Genomic DNA, 16,599 nt, shown 5'->3' with positions numbered 1-16,599 from the left:
TCCAGCCTCAAGGCTTCACGAACTTGAGGGTCATTCGATCGCTTTCGCCGATCGCCTGATAGACGGTCCTGTCTGCTTCCCCGCGCTGATAGGTGGGTGGCAGGGTCCAGACGCCTTCGGGCCAGTCATGTGTATCTTTCGGATTGGCGTTTATCGGTGATTCCGCAGCAAGCCTGAAGCCGGCCGCTGTCGCCAGGCGGATGATCGTCGATCGTTTCAGATAACCGCTCGATTTCTCCCGGCCGCTGTCCATATCCTCGGGCAGCCGGTGGTCGACCACACCCAATATGCCGCCCGGCTTCAGCGCCGCATAGAAGTCGCCGAACGCCTTCGCCGCAACGGCATCGCCGGCCATGATCAGGTTGTGGACATTGCGGAAGGTCAGCACCCGATCCACCGTGCCGGGCGGAATCGTCGATGGCTCGGTCGGGCTGAACGGCACGACCTGGACGCTGCCGAACCACGGCTTGTTCTTCTCGAGCATCGCCCTGGTCGCGGCCAGCGCTTTTTCCGAGGCGGAGGGCATCGCGATATAGCGGCCTTTTCCCTTGAGCGCAGGGGCCAGGATCTGCGTGTACCATCCGCCGCCGGGATAGAATTCGACCACCGTCTGGCCGTTATGGACGTCGAAGAAGGCGAGCGTCTCGGCCGGATGGCGGTAGACGTCGCGCGCGCGCTGCGCTTCCGGCCTGCGACTATCCGCAATGGCCTTGGCGATGGCGGGATCGACCTTGGCCGCGTGGCTCACGGCGGCGGGCGCCACCATGACGAGGGCGGCGGCGATAAGCAGGTGGCGCAACGTGCATCTCCGGATATTGAGCTATGCCGGGATGATGACGAAGTGGAGGCGAGGTGCAATCGGATTACGCTTGGCCGACGATCTTTTTCGCCCTGCTGGCAATTCTCTCGCTGGCGGCGGATTGGTGGCGGCACAATCGCCGCGACGCTCGTCGCGCTGCCGCGCGCGCGGCTTGGGTTCCCTGGCCGCTGATCGCCGTGCTTGCGCTGATAGCGGTCGCCATATGTGCTGCTATGTGGCTGCGCGGAGGCTGATCGGGCTCTTGACCAGAAGGACCTGATTACAGGCAGGCCTCCAGCAGCGGCTGGTCGAAACCGAACTGGCGTGCTTTCTCGATCGAATAGGGACGGAGTCCCGAGGAGATATACTCGCCGATGATTTTCCCATCGGTATCCTCGGCATGATATTCGAACTTGAAGAGTTCCTGCGTGATGATCACCGGGCCTTCCATGCCGAGCACTTCGGTGATGCTGGTAACGCGACGCGAGCCGTCCCGCAGGCGCTTTACCTGCACGATCATGTCCACCGAGTCGGCGATCTGCTTGGAAATCGCTTCTTTGGGGACCTTGATGTCCGACATCATGACCATGTTCTCCATACGCGCCAGCGCTTCGCGCGGGCTGTTGGAGTGGAGCGTGCACATCGATCCGTCATGGCCGGTATTCATCGCCGCGAGCATGTCGAAACACTCCGATCCGCGAATCTCGCCCAGGATGATGCGATCCGGGCGCATGCGCAGCGCGTTGACGACGAGGTCGCGGATCGAGATCTGGCCCTGCCCCTCGAGATTGGCGGGGCGGGTTTCGAGCGGCAGCCAGTGCGGCTGCTGCAGTCGCAGCTCGGCGGCATCCTCGATGGTGATCACGCGTTCGCCGGGGTCGATCATCTTCGACAGCGCGTTGAGCATTGTCGTCTTGCCCGAGCCGGTGCCACCGGAGATGACCACGTTGAAGCGGCTCGCGCCGGCGATCTTGAGCAGGGTAGCCATTTTCTCGCTCATCGACCCGCCGCGCGCCATGATGTCGAGGGTGATCGGCTTGGAGGAAAATTTGCGGATCGAGATCGCCGTGCCGCGCAGCGACAGCGGCGGCACGATGACGTTGACGCGGCTGCCGTCCAGCAGCCGGGCATCGGCGAGCGGGGTGGTCTGGTCGACGCGCCGACCCACCTTCGAAACGATGCGCTGGGCGATCTGGAACAGATGTTCCTCGTCGCGGAAATTGATCTTGGCGAGCTCGAGCTTGCCCTTGCGCTCGACATAGGTCTGGTTGGGTCCGTTGACCATGATGTCGGTGATCAGCGGATCGCCGAGCAGTTCCTCGAGCGGACCGAGCCCGAGCAGTTCGTCGACCAGCACTTTTTCCAGCGCGAACTGCTCGCGTCGGTTCAGGGTGATCCGCAATTCGGCGAGCACCTCGCCGATGATCGGCCGGAACTCCTCGGCCAGTTCGTCTTTGCTCAACGAGGCGGCGGCTTCGGGATCGACGCGTTCGAGCAGGCGCGGCAGCACCTGTTCCTTGATCTTGTGGATCGAGGCTTCGAAGCCTTCGACCCTGGAATTGCCGGCATCGCCCGACGCGGCTTCGCGGACCGCCAGGCGCGCCATCGCGTCGGCATGCTTGGGCAATTCGACCTGATCCTCGTCGACCGCGATCGGATCGTCGAAGCTGGGCATGCCCGCGAACGGGTCCGCACCGCTGGAGAGCGGCGAGAGCTCGATCGGCGGGAACTGGAGGCCGCCGGTCAACGGGCCGGGGGGCGCATCACCCTGCATTGGCCGCGCCACGCCAAAGGCGGGCTTCGCACCATGCGTCATTGCTCCACGCTTGCCGAATGCACTCATCGCAAACTCATCCCCGCGGGCCAAACTCCGGCCCAACCATGATCCAGTAACGCTAAAGCCCTCAAAAACAGTTAACCGGCCTTTCGCGATATGGCGCAGGGCGCGCTGTCTAGCTTCCAAGATTTCATCATATGATCCGGCTGCCCCGGCGCCGGCGGCACGGCTGTCGCCGCCGGTCATCTCATACAACGCCAATCGAAGCAGGGCTGGTGCCCGCCTAGGCGAAATCCGCCGAGGTGATCGCTGCGGCGTTCGCGAAACCGAGCAGCTTGAAAGCCTCGAGCGGATCGGACGGTCCGGCATCGTAGAAGATATAGCTGTCGCCGCCGACCTGTAGCGCCGCCACCTTGCTGCCTCCGCCCTGCGCGTTGAACAGCAGTTGCGCCGTGCTGGCCGCTTCTCCGAGCGTGGCGTAAACGGCACCGTGCAGCACCTGCACCGGTATGCCGAAGCTGATGTGGATGTGATCGGTCCCAGCGGTGAAGTCGGTGACGACGTCGGTCGGGCCGCCCGAGGCGAACAGCGCCTCGCCGACCGCGAAGCTGAAGAGGTCGCCATCGCCGCCACCGGTCAATGTGTCGATGCCGGTGCCGCCGGCCAGGCTGTCCGCGCCGAGATCGCCGAGCAGCTGGTCGTTGCCGGTCCCGCCTGAGATGCTGTCGGAGCCCTGGCCGCCGCGAAGCGAGTCGTTGCCCTCGTTGCCGTCGATCGTGTCGTTGCCGAGGTTGCCGTTGGCGCTGTCATTGTCGGTCCCACCGGCTATCCTGTCATTGCCCTGGCCACCCTGGATCCGGTCCGATCCGGCGCCGCCGTCGAGCATGTCGTCTCCGGCATTGCCCTGCAGATAATCGCCGCCGCTGCCGCCATTGATCGAATCCGCGCCGTCGCCGCTTACCGCCACCGCGGCCGCCCCATAGAGGTGATCGTTGCCGCTGCCGCCGATGATCGAGTCGGCGCCTGCGCCGCCCATCGCGAAGTCGCTGTTATCGTTGGCGGTGATGGTGTCGTTGCCGGGGCCGGTGATGGCCGTATCGATGCGGGTGCCGTAGGCGATTGCAATATTGTTGCGCATGCTGGCTGCGCTGCTGAACGCGCCGTCGTGGAGGTCGACGGTCGATCCGGCGTTGAAGCCCGACAGGTCGAGCGTGTTGTTCAAACCCTTGTCCCAAAGAGTGACGACCGGCTTTGGATCTAGGGTGAAGTCGAAGAACTTCCCGATCTCGCCGCCGATGTTGCTGTGGAAGCCGAAGATCTGGCCGCCGGAAAGCGGCGTGGTGACGGCAACGCCATACATTCTCTGGATAGCGACAATGTCGAGCGGCATCGGCGTCGTCGGCGTGTTGCCATAGCGAAGACCGTTGCCGGCAACTGACGTGCCCCAACTGAAATCACCGTACAACTCGCCGTCATTGTACGACATCACCGTCCATGCATCGAGGTCGAAGCTGGTATAGAGCGAAGCATCGACCAGCCCCTCGTCATAGGGACCGCTATGGCCCAGACCGAGGACATGACCCCATTCATGGATCAGCGTCGTGTAAGGATAGCCTCCATAGTCATTTAAAGTACTCCCGATCGGGCCGAAGCCCGAAACCGAGCTATCGATTTCGATGTCGCCCTTGAGGGCTACGCCAACACTGGTCGTGCCGGTGATGCCAAGGCGCTGCAGGCTCGTTTGCCCTCCCGACGCGTTGCCGTCGGTCCCGCGGGTCAACAGCACTCGGGCTGACCCGGGAGCTTCCGTGAAGGTAACATTCGCCACAGCCGACCAAAGCGCCGCCGTTGCCGAAAAGGCAGCGCGTTCGACGGCCGTCCAATTGGATGCCGTATCGAAGCTGTAGGTGATGGTTGCACCCGTGCCTGCAATCCCCGCGCCGAACTTTGCGGTGAAATTCTCCCCGGAATCATAGGTGGCGGGGTCATCTTCATTCCAGGTCCAGAAGCTCTGGCTCGCCAGCGTGCCGCTAGCGGTGATGCCCGAGAGGTATGTCACCTCTTGCTCTTGAGTGGAATTGATCGACGTCATGCTCACCCCTTTGGAGATCAGACTTTACCATCTCCACTTGGACTCAAGCTTAATTTGATCCGGTTCAGATGATTTCCGTCGCCCCAGGATAAAAGTGCAACCAACTGGTTGCCTTAATAGGAGAATGTTGTTAAACCTGCAACAAGGAGGTTGCCGATATGGACAGGATCATCAGGACGATCGACATCGCCGCTCCGGTCGACAGGGTATGGCGTGCGCTTACGGATCATGAGGAATTTGGCCGATGGTTTCGGGTCGCGCTCGAAGGGCCCTTCGTGCCCGGCGAGCTTAGCAGCGGCACCATCACCCACCCCGGATATGAACATGTCCGCTGGACAGTGCGGACGGTGGCGATCGAACCACAGCATCGTTTTGCCTTTAGCTGGCATCCTTATGCGATCGATCCGGACATCGATTATTCGAACGAAGAGCCGACTTTGGTCGAATTCCGGCTCGAGCCGAACGGCGCGCGAACCCATCTGATGATCACCGAGTCGGGTTTCGACAGGATACCGGCTGACCGCCGGGACGAGGCCTTGCGCATGAACGGCAATGGCTGGACGGCCCAGGCCGAAAATATCCGCGCGCATGTCGAGGGCTGAGCCGCGGGCGATTGCGGATCCTGCCGCACTGTTCTCCGCCCTGGGAGACCAGACGCGGCTGTCGCTGCTGATGACGCTCAGCGATGGGCGCAGGCGCTYGATCACCATGCTGTCCGCCGATAGCCGGCTGACCCGTCAGGCGGTGACGAAGCACCTGCGCGTGCTGGAGCAGGTCGGGCTGGTCGAAAGCGTGCGCGACGGCCGCGAGAGCCGCTTCACCTGCCGCCCCCAAACGCTGGAGACTGCCCGTGCCTATCTGGACCGGGTGGCGGCGCAATGGGACGACGCGCTGGGGAGGCTGAAGGCGTTCGTCGAAGAGTGAGGGTCAAGGAAAAGGCCCGGCCGCTGGTGCGATCCGGGCCTTCTTCTTCAGTTGAGGGGCAGGGGATCAGGCTTCGCTGGCCTGCTCTGCCAGCACCGTCAGGCCCTTTTCGTTGACCTCGGCGAAGCCGCCTTCGACATGGATCCGCGCGGCTACCGTGTTCGGCCCGGAATAGATCGACAATTCGCCCGAGCGGACCACCGACATGAAGGGTGCATGGCCCGCCAGCACGCCGAAGTCGCCCTCGGTGCCGGGCACCACGACCATATAGACCTCCTCCGAGCGGAGGAGCTTTTCCGGGGTGACGAGTTCGAAGTGCAGGTCTGCCATGATCAATCCTGGTTCGCCGCGAGGGCAAGATCGAACGCCTTGGTGGCTTTCTCGAACTTGTCCCGGCAGCCGCTATTGCAGAAGCCGACGACCGCGCCCTTGTAGAGGGTCAGCGAATCTGCCGCGATCGGATCACCCGACCAGGGGCAGCTTTCGTTGACCGCGTCCTCAAGGCGCAGGCCGGTGCTCATCAAGCCGCTTCGGCAGCCAGCTTCTTGGCCTTCTCGACGACTTCGTCGATGCCGCCGACCATGTAGAAGGCGGCTTCCGGCAGATGGTCATATTCGCCTTCGACCACGGCCTTGAACGACTTCACGGTGTCTTCGATCGAGACGAACTTACCGGAGATGCCGGTGAACACCTCGGCGACATGGAACGGCTGCGACAGGAAACGCTGGATCTTGCGGGCGCGCTGCACGGTGAGCTTATCCTCTTCGGAAAGCTCGTCCATGCCGAGGATCGCGATGATGTCCTGCAGCGACTTGTACTTCTGCAGCGTCTCCTGGACGGCGCGGGCGGTCTCGTAATGCTCCTGGCCGACGATGCGCGGCTCGAGCATGCGCGAGGTCGAGTCGAGCGGATCGACCGCCGGGTAGATGCCCAGCTCCGAGATGGCGCGGTTAAGATTGGTGGTCGCGTCCAAGTGAGCGAAGGACGTGGCCGGCGCCGGATCGGTAAGATCGTCGGCAGGCACGTAGATCGCCTGCACCGAGGTGATCGAACCCTTGTTGGTCGAGGTGATCCGCTCCTGCAGCGCGCCCATGTCGGTCGACAGGGTCGGCTGATAGCCCACCGCCGAAGGAATACGGCCGAGCAGCGCCGACACTTCCGAACCCGCCTGGGTGAAGCGGAAGATGTTGTCGACGAAGAACAGCACGTCCTGGCCTTCGACATCGCGGAAATATTCGGCAATCGTCAGGCCCGACAGCGCGACGCGGGCACGGGCGCCGGGCGGCTCGTTCATCTGGCCGAATACCAGCGCCACCTTCGAACCCTCCGGGGTCGGGTTGCCGTCGGCATCCTTGGCGATGACGCCTGCGTCGAGGAACTCGTGATAGAGATCGTTGCCCTCGCGGGTACGCTCACCGACGCCGGCGAACACCGAGGTGCCGCCATGGCCCTTGGCGATATTGTTGATCAGTTCCTGGATCAGCACGGTCTTGCCGACACCGGCGCCGCCGAACAGGCCGATCTTGCCGCCCTTGGCGTAAGGCGCGAGCAGATCGATGACCTTGATGCCGGTGACGAGGATGCTGGCATCGGTCGACTGGTCGACGAACAGCGGGGCCTCGGCGTGGATCGGGGCGGTCTGGGTCGCGTTCACCGGACCGCGCTCGTCGATCGGCTCGCCGATGACGTTGAGGATGCGGCCGAGCGTCTGCGGCCCGACCGGAACGCGGATCTGCGAGCCGGTGTCGGTGACTTCCTGGCCGCGGGTCAGGCCGTCGGTGGCGTCCATCGCGATGGTGCGGACGGTGCCTTCGCCGAGATGCTGGGCGACTTCGAGGACAAGGCGGTTGCCGTTGTTCTGGGTCTCGAGCGCGTTGAGGATCGCCGGCAGCTCACCGTCGAAGCTCACGTCGACGACAGCGCCGATGACCTGCGAAATGCGGCCTACATTGTTGGTGGTGGTAGCCATGGTTCGTTTCCTGCCTCGGGTTCTTTGGAGCGCTTCGCGCCAGTGCTTACGTGATGCTACAGCGCTTCAGCGCCAGCGATGATTTCGATGAGCTCGGTGGTGATCGCGGCCTGGCGGGTCCGGTTATACTGGATCGTCAGCTTGTTGATCATCTCCCCCGCATTCCGGGTTGCGTTGTCCATCGCGGTCATCCGGCTTCCCTGCTCGGATGCGGCATTCTCCAGCATCGCGCGGAACAGCTGGATCGCGACGTTGCGCGGCAGCAGCTCGGCGAGGATCTCCTCCTCGTCCGGTTCATATTCCACCGCTGCCGAAGCGCCGGCCGCCTGGGTTCCGCCGCGCGGCGCCAGCGGGACGGGGATGATCTGGATCTCGGTCGGATCCTGGACCAGTGCCGACTGGAACTTGGCGAAGAACAGGTGCGCCACGTCGAATTCACCCGCCGCATAGCGGTGGATCAGGTCTTCGGATACTTCATGGGCATCGGAGAAGGCGACGTTCTTGATGTGGGTCTGATCGACCTGGTGGACGATCTTGCCCGGAAACAGGCGCGAGATGACCGCGCGGCCCTTCTTGCCGATCAGGTAGAACTTCACCGTCTTGCCCTGTGCGATCAGGTTGTCGGCGGTCTTGCGCGCGGCGCGGACGATATTGGTGTTGAACGCGCCCGCCAGGCCGCGCTCCGACGTGGCGACGACGAGCAGGTGAACCTGATCGCTGCCGGTGCCGGCCAGGAGCCTTGGGCTCTGCGGCCCGACCGTCACCTTCGAGGCGAGGCTGGCCATCACCGCGTCGAGACGCTCGGCATAGGGACGGCCGGCTTCCGCCGCCATCTGCGCGCGGCGCAGCTTGGCCGCGGCGACCATCTTCATCGCCTTGGTGATTTTCTGGGTCGACTTCACCGAAGTGATGCGGACCTTGAGGCTCTTCAGACTGGGCATTTACTGTCCGTCTTTCCTTTATCGTCATCCCAGCGAAAGCCGGGATCTCGGTTTTCTTCGTAGCGGAAGGCAGTGAGATCCCAGCTTTCGCTGGGATGACGGTTACTTATGCGAAGGTCTTCACAAAGGCTTCGAGCGTCGACTTGAGCGCCGCGGTCGTGTCGGCCGACAGGTCCTTGGTGTCGCGGATCGAAGCCAGCAGGTCGGCATGCTTGGAGCGCATTTCCGACAGGAAGGCGGCTTCGAAGCGCGTCACGTCGCGGGTCGGGACAGTGTCGAGATAGCCGTTCACGCCGGCGAAGATCGATGCGACCTGCTCCTCGAAGGGCAGGGGCTGGAATTGCGGCTGCTTGAGCAGCTCGGTCAGTCGCGCGCCGCGGTTCAGCAAGCGCTGGGTCGAGGCGTCGAGATCCGAGCCGAACTGCGCGAAGGCAGCCATTTCGCGATACTGGGCGAGCTCGAGCTTGATCGAGCCGGCGACCTTCTTCATCGCCTTGGTCTGCGCAGCCGAGCCGACGCGGCTGACCGAGAGGCCGACGTTGATGGCTGGGCGGACGCCCTGGTAGAACAGGTCGGTCTCGAGGAAGATTTGGCCGTCGGTGATCGAGATCACGTTGGTCGGGATGTAGGCGGACACGTCGCCCGCCTGGGTCTCGATGATCGGCAGCGCCGTCAGCGATCCGTTGCCGTTCGCGTCGTTCAGCTTGGCGGCGCGCTCGAGCAGGCGGCTGTGCAGATAGAAGACGTCGCCCGGATAGGCTTCGCGGCCCGGCGGGCGGCGCAGCAGCAGCGACATCTGGCGATAGGCGACGGCCTGCTTCGACAGATCGTCATAGACGATCAGCGCGTGCATGCCGTTGTCCCGGAAATACTCGCCCATCGCGACGCCGGTATAGGGCGCGAGATACTGAAGCGGGGCGGGGTCCGACGCGGTCGCAGCGACCACGATCGAATATTCCATTGCGCCATTCTCTTCGAGCGTCTTGACGAGCTGTGCGACGGTCGAGCGCTTCTGGCCGATGGCGACATAGACGCAGTAGAGCTTCTTGCTCTCGTCCGTGCCGGCATTGGCGGTCTTCTGGTTGATGAAGGTGTCGATCGCGACGGCCGACTTGCCGGTCTGGCGATCGCCGATGATCAGCTCGCGCTGGCCGCGGCCGACGGGCACGAGCGCGTCGAGCGCCTTGAGGCCGGTCTGCACCGGCTCATGGACCGACTTCCTGGGGATGATTCCGGGCGCCTTGACCTCGACGCGGCTGCGCTGGTCGCTGACTATCGGGCCCTTGCCGTCGATCGGATTGCCGAGGCCGTCCACCACGCGCCCGAGCAGGCCCTTGCCGACCGGCACGTCGACGATGGTGCCGGTGCGCTTGACGACATCGCCTTCCTTGATCTGGGCGTCCGAGCCGAAGATCACGGCGCCGACATTGTCGGCTTCCAGGTTGAGGGCCATGCCCTTGATGCCGTTCGAGAACTCGATCATCTCGCCGGCCTGGACGTTGTCGAGGCCGTGGATGCGGGCGATGCCGTCGCCGACCGACAGCACCTGGCCGACCTCGGTGACCTGCGCTTCGGAGCCGAAGCTGGCGATCTGGTCGCGGATGACCTTGGAGATTTCAGCGGCGCGGATGTCCATGTTCAGCCTTTCATCGCAATCGCGAGGGTGTTCAGTTTGGAGCGGATGGAACCATCGACCTGGCGCGAGCCGACCTTCACGATCAGTCCGCCAAGGATCGAGGGATCCACGGTGAGGTCGACCGCGACATCGCGGGCGAGCTGGGTCTTGAGCTTGGCCTTCAGCGCCGCGACCTGATCGTCGGACAGCGGATGGGCCGAGGTGACTTCGGCAGTCGTCTCGCCGCGGTGCGCGGCGGCAAGCTGGCCATAGGCCCGGATCACTGCGCCCAGCTGGCCGAGCCGGCGGTTCTGGGCGAGCACGCCGAGGAACTTGGTGGTGAGCGAATCGAGCCCCATCGCCCCCGCCGCGGCGGCGATGGCCTGCGCGGCCTGGGCGCGCGAGACGACCGGGCTGGTCGTCAGCTGGCGCAGATCGTCCGACTCGGCGAGGGTGGCCTTCAGCCTCGCAAGGCTGGCCGAAACCGCGTCAATCGCCTTCTCGTCACGGGCGAGCCCGAACAGCGCGGTCGCATAACGTCCGCTGAGGCTAGCCTGAATACCGCCGGAATTCTCCACGCGCGTCTCGTCCCCCAAATGGATGTCGTCCCATGCGAAAAAGGGGGCGCTGTAAGGCGTCCCTGCATCGGTCGCGGGCCGGTTAGCAGGGGTGCCCCGAGGATGCAAGGCGGAGGGGCCAAAAGATAGCGTGTCGCGATAAAGCTTGGCTTCCATCGTCCGATTTCGGGCCGGAACGCGGCCTGGAATCAGAAAGCCGGACCTCGCGGCCCGGCTTTCCTCGGCGATCTGGAAGGATCGCTCCCGTGATGGGTTACGCGGCCTTCGCCGGCTCGGCGTCGATCACCTGTTGCGGTTCGACGCCGTCGATGGCGATGCGGCGCGGCTTCTTATGTTCGGGGATCTCGCGCACCAGCTCGACATTGAGCAGGCCGTTCTCGAATCCCGCCCCCGTCACCTTGATGGTGTCGGCGAGCTGGAAGCGGCGCTCGAATGCGCGTTTGGCGATGCCGCGGTGCAGATATTCGCGCTGCTCGCCTTCGGTCTCGCCCGCGCGGCCGATGATGATCAGCATGTTGTCCTGCACGGTGACGTCGATCTCTTCGCGAGTGAAGCCGGCCAGTGCCATCTGGATGCGATAGGCGCCGTCACCGGTTTTCTCGATATTATAGGGCGGATAGCTGTCGCTTTCGCCGCGGGTGAAATCGACGAGGCGGTTGAGGTTCTCGAACCCGATCGAAGACCGGAGAAGCGGAGCAAAGTCCAGATTACGCATGGATCTGTTTCCTTATATAAGCGATGTTGACCATGAGGGCCCGCGGGGTTGCCGCCGGGCCGTGTCCGCCGTCCCAACTGGCAACGGTTGACGCGATCGAGATAGTAACGACGCCACTGCCTTCAAGAGGTCGCCCAAGCCTTCGTTGACTGGCGCGGCGCGCCCGCCTAACCGGGGCCGATGGTTGCCTATCTCGAATTCGAAAAGCCGATCGCGGAGCTCGAAGCGCGCATCGCCGAACTGCGTTCGACCGCGCATGCGGGGTCGTTCGACATCGGCAGCGAGGTCTCGAAGCTCGAGGCCAAGTCCGAAAAGCTGCTGCGCGACATCTATGCGAGGCTGAGCCCCTGGCAGAAGACGCAGGTCGCGCGTCATCCGGACCGGCCGCACTTCAAGGACTATGTCGCCGGTTTCATCACCGATTTCATGCCGCTCGCCGGCGATCGCGCTTTTGCCGATGACCAGGCGATCATCGGCGGATTTGGCCGGCTTGGCGACCGCAGGGTGGTGGTGATCGGCCATGAGAAGGGCGACGACACCGCCTCGCGATTGCGCCATAACTTCGGCATGGCCAAGCCCGAGGGCTATCGCAAGGCGATCCGGCTGATGCAGCTCGCCGATCGCTTCGGCCTGCCGGTTGTCAGCCTCGTCGACACGTCGGGTGCCTTCCCCGGCGTCCAGGCCGAGGAGCGCGGCCAGGCCGAGGCCATCGCCCGTTCGACCGAGCAGTGCCTGGCGCTGGGTGTCCCGATGGTTGCGGCGATCGTCGGCGAAGGCGGCTCGGGCGGCGCGATCGCGGTGGCCGCCGCGAACAAGGTGCTGATGTTCGAGCATGCCGTCTATTCGGTGATTTCACCCGAGGGCTGCGCCTCGATCCTGTGGCGTACCGGCGACAAGGCCGCTGAGGCCGCCGAAGCGATGAAGGTGACCGCCGCCGATCTCCAGCGGCTCGGCGTGGTCGACCGGGTCGTCCCGGAGCCGATGGGCGGCGCGCATCGCGACCCTGGCGCGGCGATAGCTTCGCTCGGCGCGGCGATCGGCGAGGAGCTCGACAAGCTGGCCGGCAAGAAACCCGCGACGGTCCGCGCCGCACGGCGTGACAAGTTCCTCGCCATCGGGTGATCGCGGTGCCGTAACGGAACCGATCGGGTAATCTTCGCTTTAAGCCTTCATCGAGAGGATCCGCATGAAGAAGGTCGCGATTTTTGCCAGCCTGCTGCTCGCACTGCCACCGGCTCCGGCCCTTGCCCAGGCGCAGGCGATCTCGGCTAGCGACAAGCGCGCCGGCGCAGAGGCGCATCCCCAGTTGGTTCAGCAGTTCGGCGGCGCGATGAAGGGGGCCATGGCGGAATATGTCGCGCGCGTTGGCCGCAAGATCTCGGTCCAGTCGGGCCTGTCCAATTCCGAGCGTGACTTCACCGTCACGCTGCTCGATTCACCGATCAACAACGCTTTCGCGATACCCGGCGGCTATGTCTATGTGACCCGCGGCCTGCTCGCGTCGATGAACGACGAGGCCGAGCTCGCATCGGTGCTCGGGCACGAAGTCGGCCATGTCGCCGCGCGCCACGCCGCCAAGCGCCAGCGGACCGCGACGATCACCCAGGTGTTGGCGGGGATCGTCGGCGCCGTGGCAGGCAGTTCGGGGGTCGGCAATCTGGTGGGGCAGGGTGCCGGCGTCGGCGCGGACCTGATCACCAAGGGTTTTTCGCGCGCTCAGGAATATCAGGCCGACGATCTGGGCGTGCGCTATCTCGCCAGCGCGGGCTATGATCCGCTGGCCTCGTCGGACATGCTGGGGATCCTCGGCGCGCAGAGTGCGCTGGAAGCGCGGGTCAGCGGCAAGGAGAGTTCGTTGCCGACCTGGGCGAGCACGCACCCCAATTCGGCCGACCGGGTCAAGCGAGCCCGCGACAAGGCCGCGCAGACCGGTGCCGCCGGTCATGGTGCGCGCAACCGCGATGCGCTGCTCGATGCCATTGACGGCCTTCCCTATGGCGACGATCCGTCAAAGGGATTCGTCGAGGGCCGGGAGTTCAAGCTCCCAACCGAGCGGCTCGCCTTCACGGCGCCGAGCGGGTACGGCCTGGTCAACAGCGACGAGGCCGTGACCATCAGCGGATCAGGCGGCCAGGCGAGCTTCACCGGGGGGCGGGTGGGACTCGGCGGGCTGGATGATTATGTCGGCCAGGTCTTCTCGAAGCTGAGCGCCAACATCCGCTACGGCCAGATCCAGAGCGGACGCGCCCAGGGCGTGGACTTCCGCTATGCGTTCGGTGAGGCGAGCAGCAATGCCGGCCAGCTTGATGTCGGCGTGTTCGCCTATCGCCCGGACGGAGGCACCAAGGCCTTCAGCTTCGTTACCCTGACGCGTGCCGGACAGGGGATCGGGCCGTTCCAGCCTCTGGTCGAAAGCATGCGCCGCATGGCGCCGAATGAAGCCGCCGCCGCCAAGCCGCTGCGGGTGCGCGTACTGAGGGTAAAAGCCGGTGACACGGTGGACAGCTTCGCCCGCCAGATGGCATTTCCGGACAGTCCGGTTGACCGCTTCCTGGTGCTCAATGGTCTGAGCCAGGGCGCAAAGCTGCGAGTGGGGGACAGGGTGAAGGTGATTGTGCGGCAGTAGACGCCAAAAAGGGCGGCGGACCTTCATCCGCCACCCTTGGAAGCCAGCCTTCAGCCGTGTCGAAAGCTAGGCTCAGCTAGCCTTCATGTTGTTCGAGACGTTCGTGAACGTCTTCTGGAGCTGATTGCCGAGGCTGGTCATCGCAGTGATCGCGGCAACGGCGATAAGGGCGGCGATCAGACCATATTCGATCGCGGTTGCACCCTTGTTGTTCTTCAGCAGCTTGGCAACGAACTTCATAACTCTAACTCCCACTACCCGACCACGGGGTTTCTCGGCCCGGCTGACCTCACTCGCGTTGGGCCAACAATCATATCCTAGCCGACGAGTCCCTGCCGAAAGGTTAACGCGCGGAGATTCTGCCAAGCGGCCGCAGCCCGACGACGATGCCGCCCCAGTCCGCCCTGAAGAAATTGCCCGGCGCGCCTCAGGGCGAGGAAGACCAGTGACAGGATCAATCGATATTCGACGGCGCTGGCGCCGCTATGATCTTGGCAAAGCCGGCGCGGTCCTGATCTGTTGGTGCCTCTCATATGTCCTTCCTCAAGCGAACGGGAACGGCCAATCGCTTTGATCTGAAGCGTTTTATTCCGTAGGCGTGCCGGATTAAAAATCTCTGAAGAGTTCGACGACCATGCAAACGCCCCAGCTCCTGATCGTCGTCGCGGCGGCATTGATCGATTCCGACGGGCGGATTCTGGTCCAGCAGCGTCCCCAGGGCAAGGCGATGGCCGGTCTGTGGGAGTTCCCCGGGGGCAAGGTCGAGGCTGGCGAGCTTCCCGAAGCCGCGCTGATCCGGGAACTGCATGAGGAACTGGGCATCGACGTCCAGCACGCATGCCTCGCACCAGCCTGCTTCGCCAGCGAGGCGCTCGGCGACCGGCACATGATCCTGCTGCTCTACATCTGCCGGAAATGGCAGGGAATTCCGCGGGCGCTGGAGGCCCCGGCGATACAGTGGGTGAGACCGGTCGAGCTGCACCGCCTCGACATGCCGCCGGCGGATCGCCCGCTGATCGGATTGCTGGATGCGCTGGTCTAGATTCGCGTTTCGAACAGCCGGTCGATGCGGCTTCCTGGCAGGATCCACAAGATCGACACGAGGAAGGTGCAGGCAATGCTCAGCGCGCTGTTGACGAAGGCAAGGGCGATACCGACGGCGTAGATGCCCAGCGACATGATGGCCTTGCGCTGCTGTATCCGGTGCTGTGCGGTCGTATCGGCCGCGGTCGCGTTACAGAGCGCTTCGGCCTCGAGCCAGGGATAGACCAGCGCCGGAAGCAGCAGCGTCACCAGATAGAGCGCCGTCGGGATCGGTTCATGGGGATGTTCGCCCCACCAGGCGGTTCCGAAGGGGATCAGCGACAGGCAGAACAGCCACAGCATGTTGGCCCAGCGCAGAGCGTTGCTCGACACCTCGGCGCGGTCGAGCAACTGATGATGGTTGACCCAGTAGACGCCGACCTGGACGAAACTGAGCGCATAGGCGAGCAGGACGGGCCAGAGCCGCACCAGGCCCTCGAGCGTCGGATGCTCCGGCGGCCGCAGCTCGAGCACCATGATCGTGATGATGATCGCGATGACGCCGTCCGAGAACGCCTCGATACGGCCGGTTTCGGAGACGGGTTCTGGCTGGCTCATCGTCCGATGATGGATCAGCGATGCTCCGGCTGTCCATAGGCCGGAATCGCACCGCATCCGACACATGAAGGAATGTCGGGCATCGATGATCGAGGCGACGATGCGCCCATCGCCAGCATATCCGACGCCAATAGTCGCGAACTGTTCCGCAGCTTCGCGTGCGCGAAGCGCCGCGCCGCCTGAGCCGAGCCTCTACTTGGCGGCGGGCCGCTCGAAGGCTACGCTGATGTCGAGCGGTACCTCGTCAGGCACGAGCGGGACGCCATAGCTGACGCCGAAATCGCTTCGCTTGACCGCGGTCTTCGCCTCGAAGCCGATGGTCTGCTTGCCCATCATCGTGCCCGCACCGATGAAATGGGCGTCGAGGACGACGGGCTTGGTGACGCCCTTGATCGTCAGGTTGCCGCTGATCTTGGCCTTTTTGCCCGACACTTCGACCTTCGTCGATTCGAAGTGCGCGCTGGGGTATTTTGCCGCATCGAAGAAGTCTGCGCCCTGGAGATGCTCGTTGAGCTTGGCCGAAGTCGTGGTGATGCCGCTGATCGGGATGTCGATCGACACTTTAGCAGCAGCCGGCGCCTTGGGATCGAGCGTCATCGTGCCCGTCACCTCGCCGAACAGCCCGCGGTACATGCTGAAGCCTAGATGATTGACAGTGAAGGCGACCTGGCTATGCGCCGGATCCACCGTGTAGCTCCCTGCTGCGACGCGCGAAGTGTCCGGAGCGCCGGGAGGCGTGGTCGGCATCTGGGCGAACAGGGGCAGGGCAGTGCCGATGGACAGGCCTGCCAGCAGGACGGCGGTGCGTTTCATGCGACATTCTCCTAATATGGCTGGAGCGGCACACTAGGGTGTGCCGCTCCTCCCACAAGCCACAATAGCGAAACGCACCGTTTCGGCGGGATCCGCCGATCGGTTGCCC

Annotated in this window: 19 protein-coding genes; 6 read left to right on the top strand and 13 right to left on the bottom strand. The window is 64.1% G+C overall.

The genetic code is table 11. From position 1 onward, the window contains the following. Positions 1-7: 7 nt before the first annotated feature. Complete coding sequence (locus AC1DQK_RS01840; protein WP_477866752.1) at positions 8-799, bottom strand: class I SAM-dependent methyltransferase; 792 nt, start codon at positions 797-799, stop codon at positions 8-10. A 53-nt stretch (positions 800-852) separates the two neighbouring features. On the opposite strand from AC1DQK_RS01840, the gene AC1DQK_RS01835 reads away from it, so the two are divergent. Beyond that, a complete protein-coding gene (locus AC1DQK_RS01835) occupies positions 853-1,053 on the top strand; it encodes a hypothetical protein (protein WP_477866750.1) in 201 nt (66 codons plus the stop codon). 26 nt (positions 1,054-1,079) lie between these two features. On the opposite strand, the gene AC1DQK_RS01830 is transcribed toward AC1DQK_RS01835, so the two are convergent. Together AC1DQK_RS01830 and AC1DQK_RS01825 are read right to left on the bottom strand one after the other, a co-directional pair. Beyond that, on the bottom strand, positions 1,080-2,642 hold the full coding sequence (locus AC1DQK_RS01830; protein WP_477866748.1) for a CpaF family protein: 1,563 nt from the start codon (positions 2,640-2,642) through the stop codon (positions 1,080-1,082). Positions 2,643-2,859: 217 nt separating this feature from the next. Further along, positions 2,860-4,635 carry a M10 family metallopeptidase C-terminal domain-containing protein gene (locus AC1DQK_RS01825; protein WP_477866746.1) on the bottom strand — a complete coding sequence of 592 codons (1,776 nt, stop codon included), beginning with the start codon at positions 4,633-4,635 and terminating at the stop codon, positions 2,860-2,862. 191 nt (positions 4,636-4,826) lie between these two features. Here AC1DQK_RS01825 and AC1DQK_RS01820 point away from each other — a divergent pair, with 191 nt between their 5' ends. Together AC1DQK_RS01820 and AC1DQK_RS01815 are read left to right on the top strand one after the other, a co-directional pair. Then, the gene (locus AC1DQK_RS01820; RefSeq protein ID WP_477866744.1) at positions 4,827-5,270 is read left to right on the top strand and encodes an SRPBCC family protein; all 444 of its coding nucleotides are present in this window, start codon (positions 4,827-4,829) and stop codon (positions 5,268-5,270) included. After that, entirely contained in the window at positions 5,257-5,592 is a 336-nt protein-coding gene (locus AC1DQK_RS01815; protein ID WP_477866742.1) for an ArsR/SmtB family transcription factor, read from the top strand. The genes AC1DQK_RS01820 and AC1DQK_RS01815 overlap by 14 nt, the downstream gene beginning before the upstream one ends. A gap of 66 nt (positions 5,593-5,658) precedes the next feature. On the opposite strand, the gene AC1DQK_RS01810 is transcribed toward AC1DQK_RS01815, so the two are convergent. From AC1DQK_RS01810 to AC1DQK_RS01780, 7 genes are all read right to left on the bottom strand, one after another. Continuing rightward, positions 5,659-5,922, bottom strand: a complete 264-nt coding sequence (locus AC1DQK_RS01810; RefSeq protein ID WP_477866740.1) for an ATP synthase F1 subunit epsilon — start codon at positions 5,920-5,922, stop codon at positions 5,659-5,661. Positions 5,923-5,924: 2 nt separating this feature from the next. Continuing rightward, positions 5,925-6,113: a glutathione S-transferase gene (locus AC1DQK_RS01805; RefSeq protein ID WP_477866738.1), complete on the bottom strand. Its 189-nt coding sequence runs from the start codon at positions 6,111-6,113 to the stop codon at positions 5,925-5,927. Continuing rightward, positions 6,113-7,561: a F0F1 ATP synthase subunit beta gene (gene atpD / locus AC1DQK_RS01800; RefSeq protein ID WP_477866736.1), complete on the bottom strand. Its 1,449-nt coding sequence runs from the start codon at positions 7,559-7,561 to the stop codon at positions 6,113-6,115. Before atpD ends, AC1DQK_RS01805 begins: the two co-directional genes overlap by 1 nt. 56 nt (positions 7,562-7,617) lie before the next feature. After that, a complete protein-coding gene (locus tag AC1DQK_RS01795; protein WP_477866734.1) occupies positions 7,618-8,502 on the bottom strand; it encodes a F0F1 ATP synthase subunit gamma in 885 nt (294 codons plus the stop codon). A gap of 106 nt (positions 8,503-8,608) precedes the next feature. Next, the gene (atpA, locus tag AC1DQK_RS01790; RefSeq protein ID WP_340315587.1) at positions 8,609-10,138 is read right to left on the bottom strand and encodes a F0F1 ATP synthase subunit alpha; all 1,530 of its coding nucleotides are present in this window, start codon (positions 10,136-10,138) and stop codon (positions 8,609-8,611) included. 2 nt (positions 10,139-10,140) lie between these two features. Beyond that, positions 10,141-10,695, bottom strand: a complete 555-nt coding sequence (locus AC1DQK_RS01785; protein WP_477866732.1) for a F0F1 ATP synthase subunit delta — start codon at positions 10,693-10,695, stop codon at positions 10,141-10,143. A 253-nt stretch (positions 10,696-10,948) separates the two neighbouring features. Next, the gene (locus AC1DQK_RS01780; RefSeq protein ID WP_477866730.1) at positions 10,949-11,410 is read right to left on the bottom strand and encodes an Hsp20 family protein; all 462 of its coding nucleotides are present in this window, start codon (positions 11,408-11,410) and stop codon (positions 10,949-10,951) included. Between the two features lie 180 nt (positions 11,411-11,590). Here AC1DQK_RS01780 and AC1DQK_RS01775 point away from each other — a divergent pair, with 180 nt between their 5' ends. Further along, complete coding sequence (locus tag AC1DQK_RS01775; protein ID WP_477866728.1) at positions 11,591-12,532, top strand: acetyl-CoA carboxylase carboxyltransferase subunit alpha; 942 nt, start codon at positions 11,591-11,593, stop codon at positions 12,530-12,532. Positions 12,533-12,596: 64 nt separating this feature from the next. Next, positions 12,597-14,036 (top strand): M48 family metalloprotease, encoded by a 1,440-nt coding sequence (locus tag AC1DQK_RS01770; RefSeq protein ID WP_477866726.1) that lies wholly within the window; start codon positions 12,597-12,599, stop codon positions 14,034-14,036. Between the two features lie 72 nt (positions 14,037-14,108). Here the strand turns inward: AC1DQK_RS01770 and AC1DQK_RS01765 are convergent, their stop codons facing one another. Next, on the bottom strand, positions 14,109-14,276 hold the full coding sequence (locus tag AC1DQK_RS01765; RefSeq protein WP_340315579.1) for a Flp family type IVb pilin: 168 nt from the start codon (positions 14,274-14,276) through the stop codon (positions 14,109-14,111). A 394-nt stretch (positions 14,277-14,670) separates the two neighbouring features. Here AC1DQK_RS01765 and AC1DQK_RS01760 point away from each other — a divergent pair, with 394 nt between their 5' ends. Continuing rightward, positions 14,671-15,078: a (deoxy)nucleoside triphosphate pyrophosphohydrolase gene (locus AC1DQK_RS01760; RefSeq protein ID WP_477866724.1), complete on the top strand. Its 408-nt coding sequence runs from the start codon at positions 14,671-14,673 to the stop codon at positions 15,076-15,078. Here the strand turns inward: AC1DQK_RS01760 and AC1DQK_RS01755 are convergent. Both AC1DQK_RS01755 and AC1DQK_RS01750 read right to left on the bottom strand, forming a co-directional pair. Beyond that, complete coding sequence (locus AC1DQK_RS01755) at positions 15,075-15,677, bottom strand: TMEM175 family protein (RefSeq protein WP_477866722.1); 603 nt, start codon at positions 15,675-15,677, stop codon at positions 15,075-15,077. The genes AC1DQK_RS01760 and AC1DQK_RS01755 overlap by 4 nt on opposite strands. 192 nt (positions 15,678-15,869) lie before the next feature. After that, entirely contained in the window at positions 15,870-16,490 is a 621-nt protein-coding gene (locus tag AC1DQK_RS01750; protein WP_477866720.1) for a YceI family protein, read from the bottom strand. Positions 16,491-16,599 lie beyond the last annotated feature (109 nt).

The sequence above is a fragment of the Rhizorhabdus sp. P4_G5 genome, from assembly GCF_056401065.1.
Note: the sequence above shows the minus strand (reverse complement) of the source record. Positions and strands in the feature narration are given on the sequence as shown.

Bases quoted from the DNA above. Each gene is read 5' to 3' on its own strand.
- AC1DQK_RS01830 (WP_477866748.1), bottom strand. From the start codon at position 2,642: ATGAGTGCATTCGGCAAGCGTGGAGCAATGACGCATGGTGCGAAGCCC.
- AC1DQK_RS01820 (WP_477866744.1), top strand. From the start codon at position 4,827: ATGGACAGGATCATCAGGACGATCGACATCGCCGCTCCGGTCGACAGG.
- AC1DQK_RS01810 (WP_477866740.1), bottom strand. From the start codon at position 5,922: ATGGCAGACCTGCACTTCGAACTCGTCACCCCGGAAAAGCTCCTCCGC.
- AC1DQK_RS01805 (WP_477866738.1), bottom strand. From the start codon at position 6,113: ATGAGCACCGGCCTGCGCCTTGAGGACGCGGTCAACGAAAGCTGCCCC.
- atpD (WP_477866736.1), bottom strand. From the start codon at position 7,561: ATGGCTACCACCACCAACAATGTAGGCCGCATTTCGCAGGTCATCGGC.
- AC1DQK_RS01795 (WP_477866734.1), bottom strand. From the start codon at position 8,502: ATGCCCAGTCTGAAGAGCCTCAAGGTCCGCATCACTTCGGTGAAGTCG.
- atpA (WP_340315587.1), bottom strand. From the start codon at position 10,138: ATGGACATCCGCGCCGCTGAAATCTCCAAGGTCATCCGCGACCAGATC.
- AC1DQK_RS01780 (WP_477866730.1), bottom strand. From the start codon at position 11,410: ATGCGTAATCTGGACTTTGCTCCGCTTCTCCGGTCTTCGATCGGGTTC.
- AC1DQK_RS01775 (WP_477866728.1), top strand. From the start codon at position 11,591: ATGGTTGCCTATCTCGAATTCGAAAAGCCGATCGCGGAGCTCGAAGCG.
- AC1DQK_RS01770 (WP_477866726.1), top strand. From the start codon at position 12,597: ATGAAGAAGGTCGCGATTTTTGCCAGCCTGCTGCTCGCACTGCCACCG.
- AC1DQK_RS01765 (WP_340315579.1), bottom strand. From the start codon at position 14,276: ATGAAGTTCGTTGCCAAGCTGCTGAAGAACAACAAGGGTGCAACCGCG.
- AC1DQK_RS01760 (WP_477866724.1), top strand. From the start codon at position 14,671: ATGCAAACGCCCCAGCTCCTGATCGTCGTCGCGGCGGCATTGATCGAT.
- AC1DQK_RS01755 (WP_477866722.1), bottom strand. From the start codon at position 15,677: ATGAGCCAGCCAGAACCCGTCTCCGAAACCGGCCGTATCGAGGCGTTC.
- AC1DQK_RS01750 (WP_477866720.1), bottom strand. From the start codon at position 16,490: ATGAAACGCACCGCCGTCCTGCTGGCAGGCCTGTCCATCGGCACTGCC.